General features: G+C 66.1%; 20 protein-coding genes. 11 read left to right on the top strand and 9 right to left on the bottom strand.

Annotated elements, in window-relative coordinates; genetic code table 11:
• Positions 1-2: 2 nt before the first annotated feature.
• The 6 genes from KSS94_RS16925 to KSS94_RS16900 all read right to left on the bottom strand — a co-directional run bounded on the left by KSS94_RS16925 (position 3) and on the right by KSS94_RS16900 (position 7260).
• Positions 3-2906 (bottom strand): 2Fe-2S iron-sulfur cluster-binding protein, encoded by a 2904-nt coding sequence (locus KSS94_RS16925; protein WP_217839245.1) that lies wholly within the window; start codon positions 2904-2906, stop codon positions 3-5.
• Positions 2903-3208 (bottom strand): sarcosine oxidase subunit delta, encoded by a 306-nt coding sequence (locus tag KSS94_RS16920; protein WP_217839244.1) that lies wholly within the window; start codon positions 3206-3208, stop codon positions 2903-2905. The genes KSS94_RS16925 and KSS94_RS16920 overlap by 4 nt, the downstream gene beginning before the upstream one ends.
• A gap of 11 nt (positions 3209-3219) precedes the next feature.
• Positions 3220-4461 carry an FAD-dependent oxidoreductase gene (locus KSS94_RS16915; protein WP_217839243.1) on the bottom strand — a complete coding sequence of 414 codons (1242 nt, stop codon included), beginning with the start codon at positions 4459-4461 and terminating at the stop codon, positions 3220-3222.
• Positions 4443-5354, bottom strand: a complete 912-nt coding sequence (gene folD, locus KSS94_RS16910) for a bifunctional methylenetetrahydrofolate dehydrogenase/methenyltetrahydrofolate cyclohydrolase FolD (RefSeq protein WP_217839242.1) — start codon at positions 5352-5354, stop codon at positions 4443-4445. The genes KSS94_RS16915 and folD overlap by 19 nt, the downstream gene beginning before the upstream one ends.
• Positions 5351-6217 carry a formyltetrahydrofolate deformylase gene (purU, locus tag KSS94_RS16905; protein ID WP_217839241.1) on the bottom strand — a complete coding sequence of 289 codons (867 nt, stop codon included), beginning with the start codon at positions 6215-6217 and terminating at the stop codon, positions 5351-5353. The genes folD and purU overlap by 4 nt, the downstream gene beginning before the upstream one ends.
• Positions 6218-6666: 449 nt before the next feature.
• Positions 6667-7260 (bottom strand): helix-turn-helix domain-containing protein, encoded by a 594-nt coding sequence (locus tag KSS94_RS16900; protein WP_217839240.1) that lies wholly within the window; start codon positions 7258-7260, stop codon positions 6667-6669.
• A 298-nt stretch (positions 7261-7558) separates the two neighbouring features.
• On the opposite strand from KSS94_RS16900, the gene glnT reads away from it, so the two are divergent.
• From glnT to KSS94_RS16875, 5 genes are all read left to right on the top strand, one after another.
• Positions 7559-8893 carry a type III glutamate--ammonia ligase gene (gene glnT, locus KSS94_RS16895; RefSeq protein ID WP_217839239.1) on the top strand — a complete coding sequence of 445 codons (1335 nt, stop codon included), beginning with the start codon at positions 7559-7561 and terminating at the stop codon, positions 8891-8893.
• A 66-nt stretch (positions 8894-8959) separates the two neighbouring features.
• Entirely contained in the window at positions 8960-9865 is a 906-nt protein-coding gene (locus KSS94_RS16890; protein ID WP_217839238.1) for a class II glutamine amidotransferase, read from the top strand.
• Between the two features lie 27 nt (positions 9866-9892).
• Complete coding sequence (locus KSS94_RS16885) at positions 9893-10567, top strand: GltB/FmdC/FwdC-like GXGXG domain-containing protein (RefSeq protein ID WP_217839237.1); 675 nt, start codon at positions 9893-9895, stop codon at positions 10565-10567.
• 15 nt (positions 10568-10582) lie between these two features.
• Positions 10583-11908: an FMN-binding glutamate synthase family protein gene (locus tag KSS94_RS16880; protein WP_217839236.1), complete on the top strand. Its 1326-nt coding sequence runs from the start codon at positions 10583-10585 to the stop codon at positions 11906-11908.
• 187 nt (positions 11909-12095) lie between these two features.
• Entirely contained in the window at positions 12096-13397 is a 1302-nt protein-coding gene (locus tag KSS94_RS16875; RefSeq protein ID WP_217839235.1) for an ammonium transporter, read from the top strand.
• 40 nt (positions 13398-13437) lie between these two features.
• On the opposite strand, the gene KSS94_RS16870 is transcribed toward KSS94_RS16875, so the two are convergent.
• Complete coding sequence (locus KSS94_RS16870) at positions 13438-14490, bottom strand: proline racemase family protein (protein WP_217839234.1); 1053 nt, start codon at positions 14488-14490, stop codon at positions 13438-13440.
• A gap of 438 nt (positions 14491-14928) precedes the next feature.
• Between KSS94_RS16870 and KSS94_RS16865 the strand changes: the two genes are divergently transcribed.
• Complete coding sequence (locus KSS94_RS16865) at positions 14929-16260, top strand: MFS transporter (RefSeq protein WP_217839233.1); 1332 nt, start codon at positions 14929-14931, stop codon at positions 16258-16260.
• A gap of 73 nt (positions 16261-16333) precedes the next feature.
• Here KSS94_RS16865 and KSS94_RS16860 read toward each other — a convergent pair whose 3' ends face one another.
• Positions 16334-16639, bottom strand: coding sequence for a hypothetical protein (locus KSS94_RS16860; protein ID WP_367617172.1), 306 nt, complete (start codon positions 16637-16639; stop codon positions 16334-16336).
• 403 nt (positions 16640-17042) lie between these two features.
• Between KSS94_RS16860 and KSS94_RS16855 the strand changes: the two genes are divergently transcribed.
• From KSS94_RS16855 to KSS94_RS16835, 5 genes are all read left to right on the top strand, one after another.
• Entirely contained in the window at positions 17043-17936 is an 894-nt protein-coding gene (locus tag KSS94_RS16855; RefSeq protein ID WP_217839232.1) for a LysR substrate-binding domain-containing protein, read from the top strand.
• A 91-nt stretch (positions 17937-18027) separates the two neighbouring features.
• Positions 18028-18732: an SDR family oxidoreductase gene (locus tag KSS94_RS16850; RefSeq protein WP_217839231.1), complete on the top strand. Its 705-nt coding sequence runs from the start codon at positions 18028-18030 to the stop codon at positions 18730-18732.
• Positions 18733-18820: 88 nt separating this feature from the next.
• Entirely contained in the window at positions 18821-19324 is a 504-nt protein-coding gene (locus KSS94_RS16845; RefSeq protein ID WP_217839230.1) for a sigma-70 family RNA polymerase sigma factor, read from the top strand.
• Positions 19321-20286 (top strand): DUF4880 domain-containing protein, encoded by a 966-nt coding sequence (locus tag KSS94_RS16840; RefSeq protein ID WP_217839229.1) that lies wholly within the window; start codon positions 19321-19323, stop codon positions 20284-20286. The genes KSS94_RS16845 and KSS94_RS16840 overlap by 4 nt, the downstream gene beginning before the upstream one ends.
• Before the next feature lie 191 nt (positions 20287-20477).
• Entirely contained in the window at positions 20478-22877 is a 2400-nt protein-coding gene (locus KSS94_RS16835; RefSeq protein WP_217839228.1) for a TonB-dependent siderophore receptor, read from the top strand.
• A gap of 258 nt (positions 22878-23135) precedes the next feature.
• Here the strand turns inward: KSS94_RS16835 and KSS94_RS16830 are convergent, their stop codons facing one another.
• Positions 23136-24464: a TolC family outer membrane protein gene (locus KSS94_RS16830; RefSeq protein ID WP_217839227.1), complete on the bottom strand. Its 1329-nt coding sequence runs from the start codon at positions 24462-24464 to the stop codon at positions 23136-23138.
• Position 24465 lies beyond the last annotated feature (1 nt).

The raw sequence follows: 24465 nt of genomic DNA, 5'->3' as shown, positions 1-24465 counted from the left end.
ACTCATACCTCCTGACGGGTATTTTCGGGGTCGTAGAACGGCAACTGCACCACCTGCGCCTGGACGATCTCGCCGCCCTCCACGCGAATCGGGATGTGCATGCCGGGGGTGGCCTGGCTTGCGCCTGCGTAGGCCAGGCCGATGATGCTGCCAAGGGTTTGCGAGTACTCGCACGAGGTGACATTGCCGCTGACATCCGCCCCGTCCAGCACCAGGTGGCCTTCCAGCGGCAGGCTGGCGCCTTTGGGCAGGGTGAAGCCGACCAGCTTGCGCTTGAGTGGCTGGGCCTCGAGCACCTCGAGGGTGCGCTTGCCGACGAAGAACGGCTTCTTGCGGCCGATCGCCCACTGCATGTCGATTTCGCCGGGGTGGGTCATGCCGTCGGTGTCCTGGCTGATGATCACGTGGCCTTTTTCCAGGCGCAGCAGGCGCTGGGTCTCGACGCCGAACGGGCGGATGCCTTCGCCGGCACCGGCCTGCATCAGTGCGTCCCACAGGCGCTCGGCGTGGCGCGCCGGCACGTGCACCTCGTAACCCAGTTCACCGACGAAACCGACGCGCAGGATACGCGCCGGGATGCCGGCCACCGTGCCCAGGCGCGTGCCTAGGTAGGGGAAGGCCGCAGCCGACAGCTCGACGTCGTCGCACACCTTGGCCAGCACCTGGCGCGACAGGGGGCCTGCCAGGTTCACCGCAGCCAGGGCGGCGGTGACGTTGGTGATGTCCACGTCCAGGCGCCACTGGGCGTTCCACTTGAGCATCTGCTGGTAGATACGCTCGACGCCGCTGGTGGTGGCGGTGACGTAGAAATGCTGCGCACCCAAGCGTGCGCAGACGCCATCGTCGATCACCACGCCATGCTCGTTGGTCATCAGTGCGTAGCGGGTGCGGCCGACCGCCAGCTTGGCAAAGCCGAAGGTGTACAGGCGCTCCAGCAGTTCGGCGGCATCCGCGCCGCGTACGTCCAGGCCACCGAGGGTGGACACGTCGATCAGGCCGACTTTCTCGCGCACCTGGCGCGCCTCGGCCTGCATGCAGGCGTCGCGTTCGCCTGCCTTGCCGTAGTAGGCCGGGCGCTGCCAGATGCCGGCCGGCATCATTTTCGCCCCGGCCTGCACATGGCGGCGGTGCATCGGTGTTTGTCGGTACGGGTCGAAGGCGCGGCCGGCTACATGGGCCAGCTTCTCGGCCTGGAACGGCGGGCGCGCAGTGGTCACGCCGGTCTCGCTGATGCTGCGCCCGGTAGCCTGGGCCACCAGGCGCGCGGTGGGCAGCGCCGAGTGGCGGCCTTGCGACGGGCCCATGCCGACGGTGGAGAAGCGCTTGACCAGCTGTATGTCGCGGTAGCCGCTGCGGGTGGCGTTGACGATATCGCGCACCTGCAGGTCTTCATCGAAGTCGACGAAGTCCTTGCCCTTGGGGTGGGGGAAGATCGGCCACGGGAAGTTGACCTTGGCCTCGGGGCCGAAGGCGCCCAGGGCCGGGGTGGCCAGGCCCAGCGCGGCCAAGGCTTCGGCGGCGGCGCGGGTGGCGTCGGTGAGCACGTTGTCGAGCAGGTGGCGGCCGTTGACGGAGCCGGCGATATCCAGCCCGGCGGGCAGGCCACTGATGGCAAACTCGTCGCGGTTCACCTCATAGGCCAGCTTGCCGCCAGCCTGGCACAGCAGTTGGTACACCGGCATGTAGCCGGCCGACATGCACAACAGGTCGCAACTGACCCGAAGGCCCTGCGGGCCGACCTTGCCTTGGCCGGTGATCGGACGAATGTCGGCGCCGCTCACATGGCGCATGCCGCTTTCGTGCAGGGCCTCGTACACGGTGCTACCCAGGTGCACGGGGATGTCGCGGCGCTTGAGCTCGGCGGCCAGCGCAGGGTCGACGCAGGTGGCGCGCATGTCGACCACGGCGGCGACGGTGACGCCTTGCTCCTGCAGGTCGAGGGCGGCCAGGTAGCCGTCGTCGTGGCCGGTCAGCAACACGGCGCGCTGGCCGGGCTTGACCGCATACAGCTTCATCAGGCGCTGGGCGGCGCTGGTCAGCATCACCCCGGGCAGGTCGTTGTTGCGAAACACCACCGGCTGGTCGAACGAGCCCGCCGCCACCAGGCAGCGGGTGGCGCGCACCTTGTACATGCGCTGGTGCTGGATTACCGGCAGGTAGTTGTCGGTGAACCAGCCGTTGCAGGTGGCCTGGCACAGCACCTGGATGTTCGGGTGGCCGTCGACGGCGGCCAGCAGCTCGTGGCGCAGGCTGGCGGCGCGGCTGCCGGCTATGTCGAAGCGGGCGTAGTTCAGCGAACCACCCAGCACCGGCTGTTGTTCGACCAGCAGCACCTTGGCCCCGGCGTTGGCGGCATCCAGCGCGGCGCGCAGGCCGGCGGGGCCGGCGCCGATCACCGCCACATCGACGAACAGGTAGGCCTTGTCGTAGTACTGCGGCTTGAAGGTCTGGTCCAGCACGCCCAGGCCGGCCTTCTTGCGTATCAGCGGCTCCCACACCTTCCACATGCCCTTGGGCTTGTAGAACGAGCGGTAGTAGAAGCCCACCGGCATGAAGCGCGAGAACTTGCCCAGATAAGCGTCGCGGTCGTTGTCCAGGCTGCCGTTGAAGTTCTGCCCGTCGACTACCTGGCCGTCTTCGACGGCGTGCAGGTCGGCCAGCACGTTGGGCTCCTCGGGCAGTTGCACCAGGGTGTTGGCGTCCTGCCCGGCCAGGCTCAACGGGCCGCGCGGGCGGTGGTACTTGAACGAGCGCGACAGCAGCCAGCGGCCGTTACCCAGCAGGGCGCTGGCGATGCTGTCGCCGGCAAAACCCTGGTAGCGGTTGCCATCGAAACTGAAACTCAGGGGCCGCTCGCGGTCGATCAGCAGGCCCATGGGCGCGGGGAGGCGAGTGTGGCTGTTCATCCGGCAATCTCCGGGCTGGCGGCGGGGGTGAAGTCGACGCGGCGGTCGAACACTTCTTTGGGGTCGAAGGTGCGCAGCACCTGGTCGCTGACGGTGTGGCGCTCGGCCAGGAACCAGTAGCTGGAGGCGTTGTGCAGCCACCACTCGGTGACCACGCCGGCCAGGTTGTCGCTGTTGAACACGTAGTCGGCCCACTCGCTGTCGCTGCAGCTGGCCGGGTCGGGCATTGGCTTGAACTCGCCGCCGTAGGTGAATTCGCTGATGTTGCGCGGGCCGTTCAAGGGGCAGGTGAGGATCTTCATCGGTGTGCTCCTTAATGGCTGGCCGCGGTGGCGCCCATTTCGTTGACCTGCTGGAAGCGGCTGAAGCGCTCCAGGGCGAACGGGGCGATCAGTTCCGGCACCTTGCCGCCGCTGGCGACCAGTTCGGCCATGGTCTTGCCGCAGATGGGCGTGGCCTTGAAGCCCCAGGTACCCCAGCCGGCGTCGAGGTAGTAGTTGTCCACCGGCGACAGGCCCATGATCGGGCTGTAGTCGGGGGTCATGTCGGTGCTGCCGGCCCACTGGCGCATCAGCTTGGCGTTGGCCATGAACGGGAACATCTCGATGGCGTGGGCCAGCAGGCTCTCCTTGAGGTCCAGGGTGGAGCGGGTGTTGTACAGCGGGTAGGGGTCGGAGCCGCCGCCGAAGACGATCTCGCCGCGGCTGGTCTGCTGCACGTAGCAGTGCAGCGCCGAGGAGCTCACCAGCGGGTCGAGGAACGGCTTGAACGGCTGGGTGACCATGGCCTGCAGCGGGTAGGTGTGGATCGGCGCGCGGATGCCGGCCTTGGCCAGCAGCAGCGAGCTGGCACCGGCCACCGCCTGTACCACGCAGCCGCACTGCACGGTGCCGCGGTTGGTCTTCACTGCCTCGATGCGGCCATTGCGAATCAGCAGGTCCTGCACTTCGGTCAGTTGGTGAATTTCCACCCCGCGCTTGGCCGCCTGCTTGGCGTATCCCCAGGCCACGGCGTCGTGGCGGGCGGTGGCGCCGTCGATGTGCCACAGCCCGGCCAGCACCGGCAGGTGGCCGGGGTCCAGGTTCAGGCTGGGCACCAGTTCGCGGATCTGCTGACGGTCGATCATTTCGGTGCGCCCGCCAAAGTGCTTGTTCACCTCGGCGCGCTGGCGGAAGGCGCGTACGGTGGCGTCGGTGTGGGCCAGGGTCAGCTGGCCGCGCTCGGAGTACATGATGTTGAAGTCGAACTCGTTGGACAGGTTCTGGAACATCCGCACGGATTCGGCGTAAAAGCGCACACCCTCGCTGGTGAGGTAGTTGGAGCGGATCACCGCAGTGTTACGTGCGGTGTTGCCGCCACCTAAATAGGCCTTTTCCAGCACGGCGACATTGGTGATGCCGTGGTACTTGGCCAGGTAGTAGGCAATGGCCACGCCGTGGCCGCCGCCGCCGATGATCACCACGTCGTAGCGTGGCTTGAGGTCGCAGGGCGGTGGCAGGTCGATTTCCACCGGGTAGTCGGCGCTCAGGCCGTGTTTCAGCAGGGCGAAGGGCATGGGGTGCGCTCCTGGTGGGCGGCCTGTTGCTGCAGGTCGAGGGCGAGCAGGGTGTTTTTCATCAGGTAGGCGATGGTCATCGGGCCGACCCCGCCGGGTACCGGGGTGATGGCGCTGACCAGGGGCAGGGCGGCGGCAAAGTCGACGTCGCCGACCAGGCGGCTGCGCCCGTGCTCCTCGATGCGGTTGATGCCGACATCGATCACCACTGCGCCAGGCTTGAGCCAGGCGGCGTCGATCAGCCGCGGCTTGCCGACTGCCGCCACGACGATATCGGCCTGGCGGCACAGCGCCTGCAGGTCGCGGCTGCGCGAATGCAGCACGGTCACCGTGCAGTCGGCCTGCAGCAGCAGGGCGGCCATGGGTTTGCCGACGATGTTCGAGCGGCCCACCACCACCGCGTGCTTGCCGCGCAGCTCGCCACAGGCGTCACGCAGCAGGCGCATGCAGCCGCTGGGGGTGCAGGGGGTGAGCACGTCGCGGCCCTGGGCCAGGCCGCCGACGTTCTGGCTGTGGAAGCCGTCGACGTCCTTCAGTGGGTCGATGGCTTGCAGCACGCAGTGTTCGTCGATGTGCGCCGGCAGCGGCAGTTGCACGAGGATGCCGTTGACGCCCGGGTCGCGGTTCAGGCGCTCGATCAGGGTCAGCAACTGGGCCTGGGTGGTGTCTGGCGGCAGGCGGTGTTCCAGCGAGCGAATGCCCACCTCTTCGGCGCGCAGCACCTTGTTGCGCACGTACACCTGGCTGGCCGCATCCATGCCCACCAGCACCACGGCCAGGCCTGGCTGCAGGCCGTTGTCGCGCAGGCTGCTGACTTGCTCGCGCACCTCGGCCAGCACCCGCGCTGCGGTGGCCTTGCCGTCGATAAGCTTGACGCTGGGGATGGCGTTCATTTGAATATCACCGTGCGGTCGTGGTTGAGGAACACCCGGTGCTCGAGGTGGTACTTGACCGCGCGGGACAGGGCGATGGTCTCGGTGTCGCGGCCGATGGCCACCAGGTCGTCAGGGGCGTAGGCGTGGTCCACGCGTTGTACTTCCTGCTCGATGATCGGGCCTTCGTCGAGGTCGCTGGTGACGTAGTGGGCGGTGGCGCCGATCAGCTTCACGCCACGCTGGTAGGCCTGGTGGTAGGGCTTGGCGCCTTTGAAGCCGGGCAGGAACGAGTGGTGGATGTTGATCGCCTTGCCGCTGAGCTGGCGGCACAGGTCGTCGGACAAAATCTGCATGTAGCGCGCCAGCACCACCAGCTCGGTGCCGGTCTCCTCGACGATGCGCATCAGCGCGGCTTCCTGCTCGGCCTTGGTTTCTTTGCTCACCGGCAGGTAGACGAAGCGGATGCCCTGGCGCTCGGCCATGGCGCGCAGGTCGAGGTGGTTGGACACCACGGCGGTGATGGTCATGTCCAGCTCGCCCTTGGCGTGGCGGTACAACAGGTCGCTCAGGCAGTGGTCGAACTTGCTCACCATCAGCAGCACGCGCATGGGTTTGGCGCTGCTGTGCAGGCTCCAGTCCATGTCAAAACGCGTGGCCACGTCGGCAAAGCCTGCTTCCAGTTGCGCGGTGTCACCGCTCACGCCGGTGTTGTAGCGGAACACCGCACGCATGAAGAAGCGGCCGTTGTCCTCGTCGTCGAACTGCGCCATTTCGCTGATGTAGCAACCTTGCTCGGCCAGGTAGGTGGTCACCGCGGCGACGATGCCGGACACGGCCGGGCAGCTGACGCGCAGGATGAAATGGTCGGGAGCGGGGTGCATGAAAGTGTCCTCGTGGCGGGGAGAGTGGGGCAGGGCTGGCACAAGGGCGAAAGGAGGTGGTGCTGGGTGTTTTCTTGGTAGGAATATAAATTTCCTTTGGCGGATTTATAGGCGAAGTGACGGGGTGGGGTCCAGCGGTTTGTGAAATTTTTTTTCGTAACAGGAAAGCAAGCCGTAGCGCGATCCCTGTAGGAAATCACCCAGCCCTTCGGGCTGCGCTCCCACAGGATTGCGCGCAGCCTGGGTCCAGCGCTGTACCTGTGGGAGCGGCTTTAGCCGCGAAGCAGGCGCCGCGGTAAATGGCACCGGCTTCGCCGGTGTTCGCGGGTAAACCCGCTCCCACAGGGTACGCAAGCGCTCGCGAATTCTGTTCTCTGCGCGACAGCGCAGCCCAAAGGGCTGGGTGATCTCCTACAGGGGATTACCGTGCAATGTGTTGCCGCTGCGTATCACTCACTGCCGTAATTCATGATCGACAACAAGCGTATCGGCACCTGCACCAGCTTCTCCGGCCCGTGGGGCGTTTCACCGTCGAAGGTCAGGCTGTCGCCGGCCTGCATGTGGTACAGCTGGTTGCCATGGCGGTACACCAGCTCGCCCTCCAGCAAATGCAAAAACTCCGTGCCGGGGTGGGCGAAGGTGGGGAACTCCTCGCTGGCGTCATCCATGCTCACCATGTACGCCTCGAAGTTTTTCTTCGGCCCCCGGGCGTGGTTCAACAGGTGATAGGTATGGCCCTTCTCGGTGCCGCGGCGCACCACCTCCAGCCCTTCACCGGCCTTCACCAGCAGGGCATTGCCGTCGGGCTGGTCGTACTGGCTGAACAGCTTGGCCATGGGCATGCCCAGTACGTCGCACAGGCGGCTCAAGGTATCGAGGCTGGTGGACACCTGGGCGTTTTCGATCTTGCTGAGCATGCCCTGGCTGATGCCGGCGATGCGGGCCACGTCGGCCAGCTTCAAGGATTGCGCCTGGCGCTGGCGCTTGATCTGCATGCCCAGGTACTGCTCCAGGCGTAGGCGCGGTTCGGTCTCGGTCGACATTCGGTGTCCTGCACGGTTTCAGTTCAAGAATATTGTTTTCGCACTGGGAAAGTGCGTGAGTTTCCTCGGGTGAAAGGGAGTTTCCCATATTTCAACGGGAAATTCTGCGGTGGGGCTGCTGGCCTCATCGCCGGCAAGCCGGCTCCTACAGGGGATTGTGGGGGCGCGTGGGAGCGGGCTTGCCCCGCGATGGGTGAAGTTGGCAAGCGTGTTGCATTCCTGTGGTGAAAGTAAGTTTCCTTCTTGGAAATTTAACCAGGCCAACCTTGCTGTGCCCTTACCCAGGAGTGATCAACCCATGTTGCCAGCAGAAACCCAGCGCATCCTCGACCAGTTCGGCATCAAGTACGTGCTGGCGCAGTTCGTCGACATCCACGGTTCGGCGAAAACCAAGTCGGTGCCGGTCTCGGGCCTGAAGATGGTGGCCGAGGAGGGCGCCGGCTTTGCCGGGTTCGCCATCTGCGGCATGGGCATGGAGCCCCACGGCCCGGACTTCATGGCCCGCGGCGACCTCAGCACCTTGATCCCGGTGCCCTGGCAGCCGGGCTACGGCCGGGTGGTGTGCGTCGGCCACGTCGACGGCAAGCCCTGGCCCTACGACAGCCGCCATGTGCTGCAGCAGCAGGTGCAGCGCCTGGCCGACAAGGGCTGGACCCTGAACACCGGCCTTGAGCCCGAGTTCAGCCTGTTCCGCCGCGACGAGGCCGGCAAGCTGCAACTGGTGGACGCCTCGGACAACCTCGACAAGCCCTGCTACGACTACAAGGGCCTGTCGCGCTCGCGGCTGTTCCTCGAACGCCTCACCGAAGCCCTGCAACCGGTGGGCTTCGACATCTACCAGATCGACCACGAAGACGCCAACGGCCAGTTCGAGATCAACTACACCTACAGCGACGCCATGGAGTCGGCCGACCGCTTCACGTTCTTTCGCATGGCCGCCGGCGAAATCGCCAACGACTTAGGCATGATCTGCTCGTTCATGCCTAAGCCCGACCCCAAGCGCGCCGGCAATGGCATGCACTTTCACCTGTCGCTGGCCAGCTCGACCAACAAGAACCTGTTCCACGACCCGTCCGACAGCAGCGGCATGGGCCTGTCCAAACTCGCCTACCACTTCGCCGCAGGCCTGTTGGCCCACGGCCCGGCGCTGTGCGCCTTTGCCGCGCCCACGGTCAACTCGTACAAGCGCCTGGTGGTTGGCCGTTCACTGTCCGGCGCCACCTGGGCCCCGGCCTTCGTCGCCTATGGCGCCAACAACCGCTCGGCGATGGTGCGCATCCCCTATGGCCGCCTGGAGTTCCGCCTGCCGGACGCCGGCTGCAACCCCTACCTGGTCACCGCCGCAATCATCGCCGCTGGCCTGGATGGCATCGACCGCCAGCTCGACCCCGGCGAGATGTGCAACGAGAACCTCTACAACCTGAGCCTGGAAGAAATCGCCGCCCGCGGCATCAAGACCCTGCCGCAGTCGCTCAAGGAAGCCGCCGATGCGCTGGAGGCCGACCCGCTGTTTCGCGAGGTGCTCGGCGCCGAAATCGTCGACGAGTTTCTCAAGCTCAAGCGCATGGAGTGGGTGGAGTACTGCCGCCACGTCTCCGACTGGGAAATCCAGCGCTACACCGAATTTTTCTGATCGCCAACCCCATCCCTGGGTAGCGGCGAATGCAGCGGCTACCCACTGCCTAGAAGGAGCATCACCATGTGTGGAATCGTAGGTCTGTACCTGAAAAAGCCCGGGCTGGAACCTCAGCTCGGCAAGCTGTTCGAACCCATGCTCCAAGCCATGACCGACCGTGGCCCCGACAGCGCCGGCTTTGCCATCTACGGCGACGAAGTGGCCGAAGGCTGGGTCAAGCTGACCCTGCAGGCCACCCGCAGCGACTACCCCTGGGCTGCCCTGATGGGCCAGCTCGAAGGCCGCCTGGGCTGCTCGCTGGACTGGTTCCAGAACGCCAGCGCCGCCGTGCTCAAGGTGCACACCACTGAAGCCGCCGCCCGCCAGGCGCTGGCCGAACTTGCCGTCGAGGTGCGCATCATGAGCGCCGGGCAGAGCATCGAGATTCTCAAGGGCATGGGCCTGCCGGCCGAGATTTCCAGCCGCTTCGGCCTGGCCGGCATGCAGGGCAGTCACATCATCGGGCATACCCGCATGGCCACCGAAAGCGCGGTGACCATGGAAGGCAGCCACCCGTTCTCCACCGGCGCCGACCTGTGCCTGGTGCACAACGGCTCGCTGTCCAACCACTTCCGCCTGCGCCAGGAACTCAAGCGCGAAGGCATCAGCTTCGAAACCGACAACGACACCGAGGTGGCCGCCGGCTACCTGACCTGGCGCCTGCAACAGGGTGACACCCTGGCCCAGGCCCTGGACGGCGCGCTGCAAGACCTGGACGGTTTCTTCACCTTCGCCATCGGCACCCGCAACGGCTTTGCCGTGATCCGCGACCCGATCGCCTGCAAGCCGGCGGTGCTGGCCGAAACCGACGACTACGTGGCCATGGCCTCGGAGTACCAGGCCCTGGCCAGCCTGCCTGGCATCGAACACGCCAAGGTCTGGGAGCCGGCCCCGGCCACCCTGTACGTCTGGGAGCGCGAAAGCGCCTGACCTGCCACCGAACCCCTGGAGAACCTTATGAAGACGATCGACCTTTCCAGCACCTCGGTGCGTGTCCTCAACCAGTCCCTGCACGGTGATGTGCAAGGCAGCGAATGGCGGGTGAGCCACCCCGACGGCAAGCACAACCTGGCGGTGGGCATCAACGCCCCGGTGTCGGTGGATATCGACGGCCACGCCGGCTACTACTGCGCCGGCATGAACCAGCAGGCCAGCATCACCGTGCACGGCAACGTCGGCGTGGGTGTGGCCGAGAACATGATGTCCGGCTCGGTACGCATCAAGGGCAGCGCCTCCCAGGCTGCCGGCGCCACGGCCCATGGCGGGCTGCTGGTGATCGAAGGCGATGCCGGCGCGCGTTGCGGCATCTCGATGAAGGGTGTGGACATCGTGGTCGGCGGCAGTATCGGCCACATGAGCTGCTTCATGGGCCAGGCCGGGCGTTTGGTGGTGTGCGGCGATGCCGGCGATGCGCTGGGCGATTCGCTGTACGAGGTGCGCATCTACGTCAAGGGCTCGGTGCAGTCGCTGGGCTCGGATTGCATCGAGAAAGAGATGCGCGCCGAGCACCTGCAAGAGCTGCAGCAACTGCTGGACCAGGCCGGCCTTGCGCACAAGGCGGCTGATTTCAAACGCTACGGCTCGGCTCGCCAGCTGTACAACTTCAAAGTCGACAACGCCAGCGCGTACTGATCCAGGAGCAACCCCATGAGCGAGAAATTCCCCCCGGTACTGCGTGAGTCGGCCACCTTCGATCGCCTGACCATCCAAGAGATCCAGCGCGCCGCCGAAACCGGCATTTACGATATCCGCGGCGGCGGCACCAAGCGCCGCGTGCCGCACTTCGACGACCTGCTGCTGCTGGGCGCCAGCGTGTCGCGCTACCCGCTGGAAGGCTACCGCGAGAAATGCGGCACCGACGTGGTGCTGGGCAACCGCTTTGCGAAAAAGCCGATCCACCTGAAGATCCCGGTGACCATCGCCGGCATGAGCTTCGGCGCACTGTCGGCCAACGCCAAGGAAGCCCTGGGCCGTGGCGCCACTATCGCCGGCACCAGCACCACCACCGGTGACGGCGGCATGACCCCGGAAGAGCGCGGCCAGTCGCAGCACCTGGTGTACCAGTACCTGCCGTCGCGCTACGGCATGAACCCGGACGATCTGCGCAAGGCCGACGCCATCGAGATCGTCCTGGGCCAGGGCGCCAAGCCGGGCGGCGGCGGCATGCTGCTGGGCATGAAGGTCACCGAACGTGTGGCTGGCATGCGCACCCTGCCGATCGGCGTCGACCAGCGCAGTGCCTGCCGCCACCCGGACTGGACCGGCCCGGACGACCTGGCAATCAAGATCGCCGAGCTGCGCGAGATCACCGACTGGGAGAAACCGATCTACGTGAAGATCGGCGCCAGCCGCCCGTACTACGACGTCAAGCTGGCGGTGAAGGCCGGTGCCGATGTGATCGTGCTCGACGGCATGCAGGGCGGTACCGCCGCCACGCAGGAGGTGTTCATCGAGCACGTCGGCATCCCGATCCTGCCGGCCATCCCCCAGGCGGTGCAGGCGCTGCAGGAGATGGGCATGCACCGCAAGGTGCAACTGATCGTCTCGGGCGGCATTCGCAACGGCGCCGACGTGGCCAAGGCCATGGCCCTGGGCGCCGACGCGGTGGCCATCGGCACCGCCGCGCTGATCGCCCTGGGCGACAACCACCCGCGGCTGGATGCGCAACTCAAGGAGATCGGTTCGGCGGCGGGCTTCTACGACGACTGGCAGAACGGCCGCGACCCGGCCGGCATCACCACCCAGGACCCGGAACTGGCCAAGCGCCTGAACCCGGAAGAGGCCGGCCGGCGCCTGGCCAACTACCTGCGGGTGCTGGTGCTGGAGGCGCAGACCATGGCCCGCGCCTGCGGCAAGTCGCACCTGCACAACCTCGACCCCGAAGACCTGGTGGCCTTGACCGTAGAAGCCGCAGCCATGGCACGGGTGCCGCTGGCGGGCACCGCGTGGGTGCCGGGGCAAACCCAGTACTGACAGGCCTGCAGGGCCTGTCGCAATGGCAGGCCAACCCCGACCCTGTAGGAGCCGGCTTGCCGGCGATAGGGCCATCGGCCGCACCACAGCTTCAGGGCTGTGAATGGCAGGCCCGGCCCCATCGCCGGCAAGCCGGCTCCTACAGGTGACTGGGGCTTCTTATTCCGATCACACAGGAGTGCCCCGCATGAAGCTTGCCCTTGCTGTTGTGCTGTTCGCGCTGACACCGTTGGCCCACGCCGCCGACCCCACCCTCGACACCGGCAACACCGCCTGGATGATCTGCGCGGCGATGTTCGTGTTGATGATGTGCATCCCGGGCCTTGCGCTGTTCTACGGTGGCATGGTGCGGGCCAAGAACTTCCTCTCGGTATTCACCCAGCTGTTCGCCGTGGCCGGGGTCATCGGCATCCTCTGGGTGCTGTTCGGCTACAGCCTGGTGGTCAGTACCGAAGGCATGGTCGAGGGCCAGCTGACCTTCAACAGCTTCATCGGCGGCCTGGACAAGGCGCTGATGCTGAACATCGGCCACGACAGCCTGGTGGGCACCATCCCCGAAGGGGTGTTCGCGGTGTTCCAGCTGACCTTCGCCATCATCACCCCGGCGCTGATCGCCGGCGGCTTTGCCGAACGCATGAAGTTCAGCGCTTCGCTGCTGTTCATGGGCGGCTGGTTCGTGCTGGTGTACGCGCCTATCGCCCACATGGTGTGGGGCGGGCCGGGGGCGTTGATGGTCAACTGGGGGGTGCTCGACTTTGCCGGCGGCACCGCCGTGCATATCAATTCCGGCGTGGCGGCCCTGGCCGCAGCGCTGATGCTGGGCAAGCGCAAGGGCTACCCGCAGGTGGCCATGCCGCCGCACAACCTCGGTTTCACCCTGGTGGGCGCAGGGCTTTTGTGGGTGGGCTGGTTCGGTTTCAACGTCGGCTCTGGGCTTGCCGCCAACCAGGGCGCCGGGGTGGTGATGCTGGCGACCATGGTCGCGGCCTGCGCCGGCATCGTCGGCTGGCTGCTGACCGAAACCCTGATGCATGGCCGGCCCACGGCGCTGGGCGCAGCGTCCGGGGCATTGGCCGGGCTGGTCGGCATCACCCCCGCGTGTGCCTTCGTCGGGCCCCTGGGGGCGGTGGTGATCGGTTTGCTGACCGGGGCCATCTGCTTTTTTGCCGTGACCAAACTCAAGCAGGCGCTGGGTTACGACGACAGCCTGGATGTGTTCGGCCTGCATGGCGTGGGCGGTATCGTCGGGGCGCTGCTGACCGGGGTGTTCGCCGCGCCGGCGCTGGGGGGGTATGTGCAGGGCGTGACGCCGTTGGGGCAGGCGCTGGTGCAGTTGAAGGGGGTGGCGTTCACCTTCGTGTACTGCTTTGTGGTGAGCTGGGCGATTCTTGGGGCGATCAAGCTGGCGATCGGCTTGCGCGCTTCGCCCGAGGATGAGGAGCAGGGGCTGGATTTGGCCGAGCACAACGAGCGGGCGTACAACCTCTGAGGGCCCTATCGCCGGCAAGCCGGCGATGGGGCCGGGCCTGTCAGGCCCAGATATCACTCACCACAAAACCTTCGGTGAACGGGTCGTCATGGTCCAGCACATAGGTGTTCAGGCCATAGATCCAGCTGGTGCCGGTAATGGTCGGCACCACGGCGGTGTAGTCGCCGATGCGGGTTTCTTCCACCAGGCGCCCGGTGAATACGTTGCCCAGCACGCCCTGGTGGCGGAAGTCCTGGTTCAGCGGCAGTTCACCCTTGGCATGCAGGATGGCCATCTTGGCGCAGGTGCCGGTGCCGCATGGGCAGCGGTCGAGGGCGCCGGTCCAGGTGGACGGGTTGTCCCAGTCCAGCTCGCCCGAGGCCACGGTCACGGCGTTCTTCCAGTCGGCGTCAGGGCTGTCGGTGGGGCCGGACAGCTGCGAGATGGTGATGCCGATGCCCGGGTAGTCCGGGTGCGCCACCGGCAGTTGCTCGATGGCCGCCTGGCGAATCATCGCGCTGATGCGGGCAATTTCGGCGCCGTGCTCGGGGGTCAGCTCGATGTGCGGGAACTGGCGCACGTCGGCGATCACGTAGAACATGCCGCCCCAGCCCACGTCCACGGTCACCTCGCCCAGGTGCGGTACCTGGATCTTCGCGTCCAGGTGCGCGGCGAAGGCCGGCACGTTCTTGAAGGTGACGCTCTTGACCTTGCCGTTGCGGCACTCGGCCTTGATGCCGATCAGCCCGGCCGGGGCTTCGAGAATCAGCTCGGTGACCGGCTCCTTCATCGGCAGCATGCCCATTTCCAGCAGCACGGTGACCACCGAGATGGTGTTGCCGCCGGACATCACCGGGTACTCCACCTGCTCCATGATGATGTAGCCGGCGTCGGCGTCCGGGTGGCTCGGCGGCACGATGATGTTGCAGCACAGCGGCGGGTAGCCGCGTGGTTCGCGCAGCATCAGTTTGCGCAGTTGGTCGTCGTTCTCCCGCAGCCAGACCATTTTCTCGTGCACGGTATTACCGGGAATATGCGGTACGCCCCCGGTAATCACCCGCATCGGTTCGCCAGCGTGCGTATCGACCGCGTGGATGGTTCTTTTGAAGGCCATGGAAGTCTCCGGTTTCTTATCGATTGTGGGTAGGGCAGGGGGCGTCGAAGCGCCCGCTTGTTTGCACTTTCTCACCCCTTAGGCCTGCGCCCCTATAACGCCCCGGACAGCTCATATGACGTTGGCGCAGCGCCCCGGTTTGCGGGCAAACCCAGGCAAACCGCGGCCTGGCCGATTTCTCGCATTCTTTGAGGTAATCCTTCTATTTCCTGACCTCATGCGAGCTTACGCTGAAAAACAGGCGACACGTCCTGCAAAAAACCACTTGCGAAGATGCTCAACAACGGCGGCAGGGACAGCCGTGCGCCACACGAGGGTGAACTTCAACAGACCACGCCCAAGTAACGATTCATTCTAAAAACAATAGTGATGGCCCGAACCTGCAGAAGTATTGCGTGCCCGGTGTCATCTGCCTCGAGCAGCGAAGAGACAATAACAATGACCATCGACAACAAGATTTCACTGGAAGACGCGCCCCTGAACGCCTTCCACAAAAAACTGGCCGTCTACTCCTCCGGCGCGCCGTTTCTGGATGGCTACATCCTCAGCATCATCGGCGTGGTGCTGGTGCAACTGAGCCAGGCCCTGCAGCTAAGCGTGTTCGAAGAAGGCATGGTGGCGGCGGCGTCCTTGATCGGCATGTTCTTCGGCGGCTTCGTTGGCGGGTTGTTCACCGACAAGCTCGGGCGCAAGACCCTTTATGTGCTGGTGCTGGTGGCCCTGGCGGTGTTCTCCCTGGGGCAGTTCTGGGTCACCTCTGCCGCAGCCTTGATTGCCCTGCGCTTCGCCCTGGGCGTGGCCATCGGTGCCGACCACCCGCTGGCCACCTCGCTGCTGGCGGAGTTTCTGCCACGCAAGCAGCGCGGCTCGATTCTCGCCAGCCTGGTGATGATGTGGTTCGTCGGTGCGGCGGTGGCTTATGTAGCCGGTGAATTCATCCTGCGCGCCATGGGCCCCGAGGCCTGGCGCTGGGCGCTGGCCAGCGCCGTGGTGCCGGCGGTGCTGTTCCTGATCATGCGGGCCGGTACCCCGGAGTCGGCGCGCTGGCTGCTGAGCAAGGGCCGCACCGCCGAGGCCGACCAGGTGATCAAGCGCGTGTATGGCAGCAAGTTCTCCATCGCCGACCTGCCGGAGCCGGTGTCTGAGCGCCGGGTGTCGGTGGGCGCGCTGTTCCACTCGCACTATGGCAAACGCATCTTCTTCGTCAGCCTGTTCTGGACCTGCTCGATCATCCCGCAGTTCGCCATCTACGCCTTCGCGCCGAAGATCCTCAGCGCCATGGGCCTGACCGGCGACCTGGCAGCCTGGGGCGCGGTGGCCATCACCATCATCTTCGTGTTCGGCTGCATGCTCGGGGTGAAGCTGATCAACCCACTGGGCCGCCGGCGAATGCTGATGCACAGCTTCCTGTGGTCGGGCCTGGCCCTGTTGCTGCTGGGTTTGTTCCCGGAAGGCGCCGGCCTGCTGACCCTGGCTTTGTTTGGTAGCTACGCGCTGTTCATCGGCGGCGCCCAGGTGCTGCAGTACGTGTACCCCAACGAGCTGTTCCCCACCGAAGTGCGCGGCTCGGCCGTGGGCCTGGCCACCTCGCTGTCGCGTATCGGGGCTGCCATCGGGACTTACCTGGTGCCGATGTCGCTGTCCTCGATCGGCATTGCCAACACCATGATCGCGGCGTTCGGCATCTCGATGGTGGGGCTGCTGGTGACCTGGCTGATGGCACCGGAAACCCGCTCGCTGGATTTGGCCAAGGCCAGCGCCGCAGCATAAGGACAATCGCCGGCAAGCCGGCTCCTACACAACCCTGTAGGAGCCGGCTTGCCGGCGATGAGGCCCTTGCAGGTCAGCGGCGATAGTGGCCGTGGTCATCCTGGTAGCGATGGTCATGGTGGTAAGCCGCCGCCCGGCGCCGTTCGATCTCGCGGCGGTGCTGTTCCTTGCGCCATTGCTCTTTGCGCCACTGCTCGCGGCGCCAGTCATCGCGCCGCGAATGCCAGCGGCCATCGCGCCAGTAACGATCATCGTCATGGGCCAGCATGGGCGCCTGTTGCAGCGCTGCGCTGCTGGCCAGGCTCGGCCAGGGGTTCTCGGCTTTGGTGGTTGCAAAAGCCGGGGCTTGATGGGCTGGCACCGGGCTGGAAGCCTTCATCTGGGAAGCCATCGCCGAGCCGGTTGCCCCGAGGGCGAGCAGGCCAAGCACAAGCAGGCGAGAGACAGAGCGTTTCATCATCGGGCACCTTCCGGTTGTCGCGACCAAAGTGGGCCGCGCTTCATCACATAGACCTGTAACGGGCGAAAAGTTCTGTAAAGTTTTTGTCAGCAATGTCAACGGTTTCAATGACTTGCGGGTTTTTGGCGGGCACTTTAGCAGGGGCCGCCTCATCGCCGGCCAAGCCGGCTCCTACAGGGGAGCGCGTCAGGCTGGACATCGCGTAACCCTGTAGGAGCCGGCTTGCCGGCGATAGGGCCCGTCCAGGCACTGCAAACCCTTCCCCAATCCGCGCCCGGGCGTTAGCCTCTTGGCACCCGAAGCCAATAGATTTTCCACACCCATGCCCGCCGCCTTCCCCGCGTTACCCTCACTCAACGCCCTGCGCATGTTCGAAGTGGTCGCGCGCCACCTGAACTTTCGCCTTGCCGCCGAGGAACTGGGCGTCACCCAGGCCGCCGTGGCCCAGCAGATTCGCGGCCTGGAGGCGAGCCTGGGCATTCGCCTGTTCGAGCGCCTGCCCCGTGGCCTGGGCCTGACGGACGCCGGGCGCGCCTACAGCACCAGCGTGCGCGCGGCCCTGGCGATGATCGATGAGGCCACTCGCCTGCTGCGCCCGGCGCCTGCGCACTTCACCGTGAGCGTAACCCCCACCTTCGCCTCCAAGTGGCTGATCCCAAGGCTCGGCGACTTTGCCGAGGCCAACCCGGGCATCGACCTGCGCCTGCTGGCCAGTGACCGCCTTTCGCACTTTCACACCGACGCGGTGGACCTGGCGGTGCGCTACGGCCAGCCGCCGTTCGGGCACGGGTTGAACGTAGAGCTGCTGATGGAGCAGCGGGTGGTGGCGGTGGCCAGCCCAGGGTTGCTGGCCGGCAAAGGCCAGCCGGGCAGCTTCGAGGCGTTGCAAGGGTTCGTTGCGCTGCACGACGCCCATGATTACTGGCCCGCCTTCACCGCAGCGCTGTTCCCCGGTCACTCGCCGCCCACGGCGCGCAATTTGCGCTTCAACCAGACCGCTCTGGCCATCGAGGCGGCGCTGGCGGGGCAGGGCATCACCCTGGCCAGCCAAGCCTTTGTCGCCGCCGACCTGGCGGCGGGGCGGCTGGTGCAGGTGTTCGAATTGCAACTACGGCTGGACAAGGCGTTTTACCTGGTGTGGCCGCGCAACCCCCGGCAAGGCGATGAGCTGCAGGTCGTCAAAAACTGGCTGAAGCGCCAGGCAGCCGATAGCTGAACTACTGGCTTGGCAAGGCCCGGCTGTCTCCCTCAAGCCCTGCCTGGCTGCTAGGGTGAATGCATTCCAACGCAGTTCATCAGGAGGCAGCATGTCAGTACAAAAAGTGGCAATCATCACCGCCGGCGGCAGCGGCATGGGCGCCGCGGCGGCCCGGCGCCTGGCTGCGGACGGCTACAAGGTCGGCATTTTGTCGTCCTCGGGCAAGGGCGAGGCGCTGGCCGCCGAACTGGGCGGCATCGGCGTCACTGGCAGCAACCAGTCGGTGGACGACCTGCAGCGCCTGGTCGATACCGTCATGGCCAAGTGGGGGCGGGTCGATGTGCTGGTCAACAGCGCCGGCCACGGCCCACGTGCGCCGATCCTCGACATCACCGACGAGGACTGGCACAAGGGCATGGAGGTTTACCTGCTCAACGTGATCCGCCCGGCGCGGCTGGTTACGCCGATCATGCAAAAGCAGCAGGGCGGGGTGATCATCAACATCTCCACCGCCTGGGCCTTCGAACCCAGCGAGCTGTTCCCCACCTCGGCGGTGTTCCGCTCGGGCCTGGCGGCGTTCAGCAAGGTCTTCGCCGACACCTATGCCAGCGACAATGTGCGCATCAACAACGTGCTGCCCGGCTGGATCGACAGCCTGCCAGCCACCGAGCAGCGCCGCGACATGGTGCCGCTCAAGCGCTACGGCACCAGCGAGGAAATCGCCGCCACCATCGCCTTTTTGGCCAGTGACGGCGCGGCTTATATCACCGGGCAGAACATCAAGGTCGACGGCGGCTTGACCCGCAGCGTGTAAAGGGAGCGGGCCGGCGGGTATGGAAGCGTATTAATGATAAGTATTATCATGCGCGACTTTCTGTCACCTGCCCCTGGAGGCCCGTCCCATGCCCCCCGCCAACCGCGACGCCGTCGGTGAGTTGTACAGCCAGCACCACAGCTGGGTGGTAACCCTGCTGCGCAGCCGGCTGGGCAACCGCGAGCAGGCCCTGGACCTGGCCCAGGACACCTTCGTGCGCTTGCTGCGCAGTGAGCTGCCGGCGCCGTTGCGCGAGCCGCGGGCGTACCTTGCGACCATCGCCGGGCGCCTGTGCCTGCAGCACTTTCGCCGCCAGGCACTGGAACGCGCCTACCTCGAAAGCCTGGCGCGGCTGGAGCCTGCGCAGCAACCTTCGGAAGAAACCCGCCTGATGGTGCTCGAAGCCCTGGACGCTGTCGGCCAGGTGCTGGACGGCCTGGGCAGCCGGGTGCGCGAAGTGTTTTTGCTGTCGCAGCTCGACGGCCTGACCTACGCGCAGATCGGCGAGCAACTGGGGCTCACCGTCAACGTGGTGCAAAAGGCCATGCTCAAGGCCTACCGGCATTGCTACGCCGAGGTTTACGGCGCATGACGCTGCACATGGCAGGCACCCAGCGTCTGGCGCCCGAGGTGCTGGAGCAGGCGATGCTGTGGACGGTGCGCCTGCAATCGGGCAGCAGCAGCGAGGCTGAACAGCACGCCTGCCGGCAATGGCGTGCGGCGGACCCTGCCCATGAGCTGGCCTGGCAGCGCCTGGCCGGCCTGGGGCAAGGCCTGCGTGACAGCACCGCGGTGCTGCCTGCGCGCAGTACCCGGCGCCTGCTGCAGGCGCGTACCGAGGTTTCCCGGCGTAGCGTGCTCGGCGGCCTGATGGGCGCCGGTGTGCTGCTGGCCAGCGGCTACAGCGTCAACCAGCGCAGCGTGCTGCCGACCCTGTTCAGCGACTACGGCACCGCCACCGGCGAGCGTCGCAGCTGGCGCGTGCCGGGCATCAGCTTGCAGCTGGACACCGGCAGTGCGCTGGACAGTGACCAGGTGGCGGGCCGCCAGCTGCTGACCCTCAACCGCGGCCGGGTGTTGCTGGAGTTGGGGCAAGGGGCAGGAGTCAGCCTGCGTGCCGGGCAGGCGCGGGTGTTGCCGGGGGGCGGTGCGCGGCTGGTGGTGCGCCAGCAGGCCGCTGCCACCTTGGTGCAGGTGCTCGACGGCAAGGCCTTGGTGGAGTACGGGCAGGGCGGCCGCACAGGGCTTGAGGCCGGCTGGCAGCAACTGTTCACCGCCACCGGCGTGGGCAGCGCAGCGCCGTTGCCGCTTGGGGCGGCGGCTTGGGCCCAGGGCCAGCTGGTGGCCGAGCGTATGCCCCTGGGTGCATTGCTGGCCGAGCTGGACCGCTACCGCAAGGGCGTGCTGCGCTGTGACCCGCAGGTGGCCGGATTGCAGGTCAGCGGCACCTTTTCGCTGGACCAGCCCGAGGCCAGCCTGGATTTGCTGGCCGAGGTGCTGCCGGTGCGGGTGCAGCGGGTGTTGGGGTATTGGGCCAGCGTAGTGCCGGCTTGATCGGGCCTCATCGCCGGCAAGCCGGCTCCTACAGGAGATCGCGGTCCTCTGTAGGAGCCGGCTTGCCGGCGATGAGGCCCTGAAAATTTTCATCAGCTTTCGGCAGGTTTTTCATTCTCGCGCATCAAGACAGGCAAACGCGCTGCTTTCACCGCGTGCCACCCACCCCTGTCTTGCCAAGGATCGTCTCGATGCTGTGTCGCCTTACCCCCCTTGCCACCTCGCTCACTGTCGGCCTGGCCATGGCCGCCCTGCACCTGCCGGCCCAGGCCGAGGTACGCCGCTTCGATATCGCCCCCGCCAGCCTCGACTCCGCCCTGGCGCAGTTCGGCCAGCAGGCCGGGGTGATGGTGGCGGTGGATGCGCAGTTGTCCCGTGGCGTGCACAGCCCGGGGTTGCGCGGCGAGCATGAGGTGCAGCAGGGCCTGGCCTTGCTGCTGGCCGGCAGCGGGTTGCAACCCGTGCAAGTGGCCGCCGGCCGCTATCGGCTGATCCCGCAGGCCACAAGCAGCGCTGCACTGGAGCTGGGCGCCACCAGCATCAACGCCGCAGGCCTGGGCGCCACCACCGAGGGCACCGGTTCATACACCACCGGCTCCACCAGCACCGCCACCAAGATGAACCTGTCGCTGCGCGAAACGCCGCAGTCGATCAGCGTGATCACCCGCCAGTTCATGGACGACCAGCAGCTCAGCACAATGGCCGATGTGCTCAAGCAGACCCCGGGCATCACCATGTCCCAGGACGGCGGCGAGCGTTTCAACATCTACTCGCGCGGCAGCGGCCTGAACGCCTACCAGTTCGACGGCGTCACCACCTACCAGGAAAACCAGACCCGCAACATGCCCAGCACCCTGCTGGACATGGCCATCTACGACCGCGTGGAGGTGGTGCGCGGCGCCACCGGGCTGATGACCGGCGCCGGCGACCCCAGCGGGGTGGTCAACGTGGTGCGCAAGCGCCCGACCCGGGACTTTCACGCCTATGTGCAGGGCGGGCTTGGCTCGTGGAACTACCAGCGCCTGGAGGCCGACGTGTCCGGCCCGCTGAGCACCGACGGCGGTGTGCGCGGGCGCCTGGTGGCGGCCAAACAGGCCAACCACACGTTCATGGACTGGTACCAGCAGGACAAGGATATCGCCTACGGCGCCCTGGAATTCGACTTGACCGACACCACCCTGCTGCGCGCCAGCATCGACCACCAGCGCTACCGGCCCACCGGCGCCCAGGGCGTGCCGCTGATCTACAACAACGGCACGCCCACCCACTTCTCCCGCTCCACCAGCTCCGGTGCACGCTGGAACAGCGACCGCTTCGAGACCACCAACTACAACCTGGGTCTGGAGCAGCAACTGGCCGGTGACTGGCAGCTGAAAGTCGGCACCACCTACATGGACGTCGACCGTTACGCGCTGTCGGGCGCCTACTACAGCTCGTCGAACAACTCCAACCTGAGCCCGGACGGCACCGCCAAGATCGACCAGAGCGACGCCACCGCCACCCAGCGCCAGCGGGCCATCGACGCCACCGTGCAGGGGCCGGTCGAGCTGTTCGGGCAAACCCACGAGCTGATCTTCGGTGCCAACTACTTCGACTACATCAACCGCCACCATGCCGAAGGCACCGATGATGCGGTGGTGGACTTCAACAATTGGGGCAATGAGCTGCCCAAGCCGGACACCGACAGCTTCACCCCGGTACTGGACTATGACGTGGACACCCGCCAGAGCGGCTACTTCGCGGCCGGGCGCTTCAACCTGGCCGACAGCCTGCACCTGATCCTCGGCGCGCGGGTCAGCAACTACCGCTACCACTCGCACCTGCAAAGCCTGCCCAGCGGCACCCCGTCGAACTCCAGCCTGACCGAGCGCGGCGTGGTCACGCCCTATGCCGGGCTGATCTACGACCTGACCCCCGAGCAGTCGCTGTACGTCAGCTACACCGACATCTTCAAACCGCAGTCGTCGCGCGACAGCAGCGGCAAGGTGCTGGAGCCGGTGGTGGGGACCAACTACGAAACCGGCTGGAAGGGCGAGTTCTACGATGGCCGCCTGAACGCCAGCGTGGCGTTGTACCTGATCAAACGCGACAACGTCGCCGAAGAAGACGGCACGGTGATCGGCACCACGGATGAAACTGCCTATCGGGCAGTCAGCGGCGCCGAAACCAAGGGTATCGACATGGAACTGGCCGGCGAGCTGGCGCCGGGCTGGAACCTGCAGGGCGGCTACAGCCATTCACGCACCGAAGACGCCGACGGCAAGCGCCTGACCACCCAGCTGCCGATGGACACCTTGCGCCTGTGGAGCACCTACCAGTTGCCGGGCGACTGGCAGCACGTGACGCTGGGTGGCGGGGTCAACTGGAACTCCAGCAGTTCGGTGTACTTCAGCCGCTACGGCGCGCGTGTCACCCAGCGTGACTACACAGTGGCCAACCTGATGGCGCGCTACCGTTTCAACGAGCACCTGTCGACCACGCTGAACCTGAACAACCTGTTCGACCAGAAGTACTACAGCGGGTTTTCCGGGAGCTGGGGGCACTATGGTGCGCCGCGTAACCTGATGGCCAATCTGAGGTATGAGTTTTGAGTGACGGCCCCATCGCCGGCAAGCCGGCTCCTATGGAGCAAATCACAACTCGTTGATTTAACGAAGATTGTGTGGGAAGCGGCCTTGCCGGGGCGCCGTCCGGTCGAGATGGGGCGCGAAGCGGCCCCAAGGTCTCGGCTTCATACAAAATTGCCGGGGCTGCTGCGCAGCCCATCTCGACCGGACGGCGCCCCGGCAAGGCCGCTTCCCACAGGGATCGTGTTAAATCAATGAGTTGTAGTTGGTTCTATGGGAGCCCTACTGGCTCACCATCAACTCCGGCCCCAGATACGCATTGACCTGGTCGATGTCGTCATCCCCCAGACTGCCCACCGACGAGGCCAGGCGCAGGCGCGACAGCAGGTACTTGAGCTTGGCCTCGAACAAATCGTGGCGGGCGACGAACAACAGCTCCTCGGCATTGAGCACGTCGGAGTTGGTACTGGTGCCACCCTCCTTGAACCCCTTGCGGGTCGACAGCAGCGAGCGCTCGTTGGAGGCTACCGCCTTTTCCAACGCGCGCACCCGCAGGGCGCCGCTCTGCACGCCGCGGAACTCGCGGGTGGTGCCGGAGATAACCTCTTCGCGGGTGGCATCCAGCTCGTCCTGGGCCTTGGCGCTGTTGGCGCTGGCCTGGCGGGTCAGGGCGCTGACGCCGCCGCCGCTATACAGCGGAATGTTCAGCTCCAGGCCGATCGAGCCGTAATGGTTACGCTGGTTCAGCTCCGACAGCGACTGGCTTTCGCCGGCGGTGTAGCCGGCAACGAAGTCCAGGGTCGGCCAGTGGCCGGCGCGGGCACGCTTGACCTCTTCTTCAGCCAGGTCATAACTGCGCCGCCGGGCGTGGATCAGCGGGCTGTCGGCCTGGGCCCTGACCAGCCAGTCCTGCAGGTTGCCGGGCATCAGCGGCGGGGTGGCGAAGCCAGGCTGCAAGGTGGTCAGCGACTCGGGCGTCTCGCCGATAAACTCCTCCAGCTTGCGCCGTGCGTTGACCAGGCTGTCCTGCGCCTCGATCAGCTCGGCCTCGGCCAGGTCGCGGCGGGCGGTGGACTCGTCGATATCGGTGATGGTGCCGGCGCCCAGCTCCATGCGCCGCTTGGCCGAGGCAAGTTGCTCGTCGAAGGCGCCGAGCTTGGACTTGGCCAGGGTGATGGTCTCGCTGGCCAGCAGCACGTTGAAGTAGCTCTCGGCCAGGCGCACGGCGGCGTCCTGGCTCTTGGCGTCGAACACCGCGATGCTGTAGTCGGCGCGCTGCTGGCCCTGGTTGTACTCGGCCATCTTCTGCTTGTTGAACAGCGGCTGGCGCAGGCGCACGTTGGCGCCGTTGGAGTCGTAGTGCAGGTCGCGGTCGAAGCCGTTCTGGCTCTGGCTGCCGTTGACCTTGTTGGTGTACGCCGAGGCGTTGATCTGCGGCAGCAGGCCGGCCTTGCCGATGGCGCGGTTCTCAAGGCCGGCCTGCCTTTCGTGCTCGGCGGCGCGGTAGGTGGGGCCCTGGTACTGCAGCAGGTCCCAGGCTTGTTTCAAATCCATGGCAGCGGCGGGCAACGCCAGCCCCATCAGGCAAACGCACAGGCTCACTCGCTTCATC

This window comes from Pseudomonas fakonensis, from assembly GCF_019139895.1.
Lineage (GTDB): Bacteria > Pseudomonadota > Gammaproteobacteria > Pseudomonadales > Pseudomonadaceae > Aquipseudomonas > Aquipseudomonas fakonensis.
Note: the sequence above shows the minus strand (reverse complement) of the source record. Positions and strands in the feature narration are given on the sequence as shown.

Excerpts from the sequence above, each read along its gene's own strand:
- KSS94_RS16835 (WP_217839228.1), top strand. The coding sequence starts at position 20,478 with ATGCTGTGTCGCCTTACCCCCCTTGCCACCTCGCTCACTGTCGGCCTG.
- KSS94_RS16925 (WP_217839245.1), bottom strand. The coding sequence starts at position 2,906 with ATGAACAGCCACACTCGCCTCCCCGCGCCCATGGGCCTGCTGATCGAC.
- purU (WP_217839241.1), bottom strand. The coding sequence starts at position 6,217 with ATGCACCCCGCTCCCGACCATTTCATCCTGCGCGTCAGCTGCCCGGCC.
- KSS94_RS16860 (WP_367617172.1), bottom strand. The coding sequence starts at position 16,639 with ATGAAGGCTTCCAGCCCGGTGCCAGCCCATCAAGCCCCGGCTTTTGCA.
- KSS94_RS16840 (WP_217839229.1), top strand. The coding sequence starts at position 19,321 with ATGACGCTGCACATGGCAGGCACCCAGCGTCTGGCGCCCGAGGTGCTG.
- KSS94_RS16855 (WP_217839232.1), top strand. The coding sequence starts at position 17,043 with ATGCCCGCCGCCTTCCCCGCGTTACCCTCACTCAACGCCCTGCGCATG.
- KSS94_RS16845 (WP_217839230.1), top strand. The coding sequence starts at position 18,821 with ATGCCCCCCGCCAACCGCGACGCCGTCGGTGAGTTGTACAGCCAGCAC.
- glnT (WP_217839239.1), top strand. The coding sequence starts at position 7,559 with ATGTTGCCAGCAGAAACCCAGCGCATCCTCGACCAGTTCGGCATCAAG.
- KSS94_RS16890 (WP_217839238.1), top strand. The coding sequence starts at position 8,960 with ATGTGTGGAATCGTAGGTCTGTACCTGAAAAAGCCCGGGCTGGAACCT.
- KSS94_RS16900 (WP_217839240.1), bottom strand. The coding sequence starts at position 7,260 with ATGTCGACCGAGACCGAACCGCGCCTACGCCTGGAGCAGTACCTGGGC.
- KSS94_RS16915 (WP_217839243.1), bottom strand. The coding sequence starts at position 4,461 with ATGCCCTTCGCCCTGCTGAAACACGGCCTGAGCGCCGACTACCCGGTG.
- KSS94_RS16870 (WP_217839234.1), bottom strand. The coding sequence starts at position 14,490 with ATGGCCTTCAAAAGAACCATCCACGCGGTCGATACGCACGCTGGCGAA.
- KSS94_RS16850 (WP_217839231.1), top strand. The coding sequence starts at position 18,028 with ATGTCAGTACAAAAAGTGGCAATCATCACCGCCGGCGGCAGCGGCATG.
- KSS94_RS16830 (WP_217839227.1), bottom strand. The coding sequence starts at position 24,464 with ATGAAGCGAGTGAGCCTGTGCGTTTGCCTGATGGGGCTGGCGTTGCCC.
- KSS94_RS16920 (WP_217839244.1), bottom strand. The coding sequence starts at position 3,208 with ATGAAGATCCTCACCTGCCCCTTGAACGGCCCGCGCAACATCAGCGAA.
- folD (WP_217839242.1), bottom strand. The coding sequence starts at position 5,354 with ATGAACGCCATCCCCAGCGTCAAGCTTATCGACGGCAAGGCCACCGCA.
- KSS94_RS16885 (WP_217839237.1), top strand. The coding sequence starts at position 9,893 with ATGAAGACGATCGACCTTTCCAGCACCTCGGTGCGTGTCCTCAACCAG.
- KSS94_RS16865 (WP_217839233.1), top strand. The coding sequence starts at position 14,929 with ATGACCATCGACAACAAGATTTCACTGGAAGACGCGCCCCTGAACGCC.
- KSS94_RS16875 (WP_217839235.1), top strand. The coding sequence starts at position 12,096 with ATGAAGCTTGCCCTTGCTGTTGTGCTGTTCGCGCTGACACCGTTGGCC.
- KSS94_RS16880 (WP_217839236.1), top strand. The coding sequence starts at position 10,583 with ATGAGCGAGAAATTCCCCCCGGTACTGCGTGAGTCGGCCACCTTCGAT.